Here is a 3180-nt window from a genome sequence, read left to right as displayed (position 1 = left end):
TAGAAGTTCTAGATGAACAAAAAGGTAAAGATAAACAATTAACATTAATTACTTGTGATGATTACAATGAAAAGACAGGCGTTTGGGAAAAACGTAAAATCTTTGTAGCTACAGAAGTCAAATAATCCATTACGCTAATGGATGAATATATTGAGTGGAAAACAGTCTTGATTGCGAGACTGTTTTTTTGTTTGGTGTGAGGCACCAATGACGACGTGTCATTGGTGGAGATTGTAAAAATACATAATAAAAAGGAGCGACAATGGATGCCGCTCTTTTTTATGTACTACATACCGATTTTCAACCATCTCTTTCTACTTAGTAATAAGACAATAGTATTAACTATAAATAGAAGAACGAAGAATGATACTGTATTTATAATTTCAGTAGGACATATAAATGTTGACTCGTTATTCAATATTTTTTCTACGGCACGATACATCGTGTTGCTCGCCTCAAACGGAGCAACGATACCAAATATATTTTTATTAATGGCAACTAAGATGACTGAACCAATCCAATATACAATGCTGATACCTAAGCTGATTAAAATGTTAGGTGAAACCATACTAATCGTTCCAACAACTAAGATATATTGTAAGATAACGAGTGAAAATAAGATTATTAATAGTAAGTAATGTGAGAAATCCGAATATATAATTGAAATAATTGTGATACTTAGAATTATGAACACTAAACATTCAAAAAATAACACTGCTACCTTTTTATAGAAGAAGGTAAAGATATTATCGCCAATCAATTTATAAAACAGGGTATTTTTATTCGAATACTCTTTATTAATAAAATATGCAATAACAAATGAAAATAGTAAGAACCCTAATTGCGTTGCAACAGTATATGAACTGAAGAAAAACTGGCTATAGCTTAAACTTTTAACTTTGTCTATTCCTATTGGTAAAAAATACCCAAGTAAGAAAAGGAATATGAATAGCACACCAAGCGTGTAAATAATTTTATTGGAAATACTTTTTTTAAATTCTAATTTCAAAGTGGACACCTCAATTATAAATTAATGTAATCATTTATGACTTCTTCTTTTGATTGGTACTCTTCTATTTGAAGGTCTTTAAAAATAAAGTATTTACCCGGCAAAGCACTTAAATCGGATAAATTATGTGTAATATTGATAATAGTTTTAGTTTGATGGCTTTGAATAAAATCATTTAAAAATTCATAAATTTCATTAACTGTTTTCTTGTCTAAAGCGTTTGTAACTTCATCTAATATGATTAAATCATGATCTTCCAATAAGAAACTTAATAATTTAAGCTTTTGTTTTTGACCATCACTCAAGTTTTTTAGTAGTACGTTAGACGGTATTGCTTCGATGTTTAGTATGTTATAAATCTTATCGAATGTTTGTCGATTGTTTTCAAATTTTGATTTTAACAATGATAATAAAAAATCTTTTGTTATATCATTAGGAATATTTGATGAACTTGATATTAAGGTTACATTTTGAGAAATGGACTTAGGGATATTTCCACTATTATTTAGTAAGAAATCTTTAGCTAATAAAGATTTTCCTACACCATTTTTACCAACAATGTGATTGATCTGACCAAGATAGAAATTTAAATCACAATTGTCAACTAGTTGTTTGTTTTTAACTTTTAAAGAATAGTTATTTAGTTTCATGTATACAACTCCTATGTATAAAGGGATTTATTACACCGATATTTAATTGTATTTTTAAAAATTCTTTCACATTATGTATAGATGTTATAAATTAGTATATCACACTATATTTTGTCCAAATGATAAATATATCGTTATATTTTTACAATATTCTGAAATTTATGTTCGCCTCTGAATGCTATATCCAGTGTAATGTGTTTTGCATATATGAAAGCAATTTCAAAATGTGAATATAGGTTCATTGTGGTATGACAAACTTCATTGCTTGTCATGAGATGGATATAATGAAGACGACTAAAAGAGCAATGAGGAGGATAATCATGGTTAAGGCTATTGCGGTAGATATGGACGGGACGTTTTTAGATTCGAAAAAGACATACGATAAACCGAGATTTGAAGCGATTTTTACTGAACTTAGAAATAGAGATATTACATTTATTGCTGCGAGTGGCAATCAATATGCGAAGTTGAAGTCTATTTTCGGGGATAGAGATATGTATTTTATTTCTGAAAATGGTGCAGTTATTTATAAAGGCAATGAGTTATATAATTATAAAAGCTTTAATCGTCAGGTGTTTCAACAGGTCGTCGATTACTTAAATATGAATCAAAGTATTGATCAACTCGTCATCTGTGGTTTGAAAAGCGCGTATATTTTAAAACATACTTCTGAAGCATTTAAAGAAGATACGAGATTTTATTATCATCAGTTAAAAGAAATTGACAGTCTACAACAATTACCTGAGGATGATTATGTCAAAATAGCATTTAATATTAATCGTGAGACGCATCCAAATGTTGACGAAGAAGTAGCAACGCAATTCAGCAATGATATTAAACTTGTCTCAAGTGGGCACGATAGCATTGATATTATTATGCCAAACATGACTAAGGGGCAGGCATTAAAACGATTGTTAGATAAATGGGGAATGTCTTCTTCAGAGCTCATGGCCTTCGGAGATGCGAATAATGATAAAGATATGCTTGCGTTCGCTAAGCATAGTTATGTGATGGAAAATAGTCATGATGAAGAATTGTTCAAGATTGCCTCTGCTGTCGCTCCAAGTAATGATAAGCAGGGTGTTTTAACGATTATCGAACAAGAAGTATTGAACAAGTAGGTAGTACATCATCAATGAAGCGGCTATTATGATACTAAATACATGTTAAATGAAAACTTTGAATACGAATAATCAAATATTAATATATCTCAAACACGTTAGGCAATAATGCCATAGTAAAATAAGCGCACTAAAATCATTTGAATAGATGATAAAATAAAGCGGATTTTAATCAAACTGGTTTTTATACAGATATACAAAATAAAAAGCAAAGGCACATGGCGCGCCTTTGCTTTTAAATATATATTAATTTAAACGTGTTTCACATGTACTAGTGTTAATGACAGATAATGCTGCGTTTAAACCACCTTCAACAAGGTTTTGTACTGCTTCATCAGAGAAGAAAGCAATATGTGGTGTTACTAAAATTCTTTCATGTTCGATTAACTCTAATAATGTT

3 protein-coding genes and 2 pseudogenes are annotated in these 3180 nt (G+C 29.9%); 2 read left to right on the top strand and 3 right to left on the bottom strand.

Annotated elements, in window-relative coordinates:
• A pseudogene (locus tag IDG60_RS09505) lies at positions 1–125 on the top strand (class A sortase SrtA); the annotation flags it as partial.
• A 161-nt stretch (positions 126–286) separates the two neighbouring features.
• On the opposite strand, the gene IDG60_RS09500 reads toward IDG60_RS09505, so the two are convergent.
• Together IDG60_RS09500 and IDG60_RS09495 are read right to left on the bottom strand one after the other, a co-directional pair.
• Positions 287–1018 (bottom strand): peptide ABC transporter permease, encoded by a 732-nt coding sequence (locus IDG60_RS09500; protein ID WP_078069110.1) that lies wholly within the window; start codon positions 1016–1018, stop codon positions 287–289.
• Between the two features lie 5 nt (positions 1019–1023).
• Positions 1024–1659, bottom strand: coding sequence for an ATP-binding cassette domain-containing protein (locus IDG60_RS09495; protein WP_000773921.1), 636 nt, complete (start codon positions 1657–1659; stop codon positions 1024–1026).
• Between the two features lie 320 nt (positions 1660–1979).
• Here IDG60_RS09495 and IDG60_RS09490 point away from each other — a divergent pair, with 320 nt between their 5' ends.
• Positions 1980–2780 (top strand): Cof-type HAD-IIB family hydrolase, encoded by an 801-nt coding sequence (locus IDG60_RS09490; protein ID WP_072497617.1) that lies wholly within the window; start codon positions 1980–1982, stop codon positions 2778–2780.
• A gap of 246 nt (positions 2781–3026) precedes the next feature.
• Here IDG60_RS09490 and IDG60_RS09485 read toward each other — a convergent pair.
• Positions 3027–3180, bottom strand: a pseudogene (locus tag IDG60_RS09485) (lactate dehydrogenase); the annotation flags it as partial.

The organism is Staphylococcus sp. EG-SA-2 (assembly GCF_017152085.1).
This window is presented reverse-complemented; position numbering and strand designations above follow the sequence as displayed.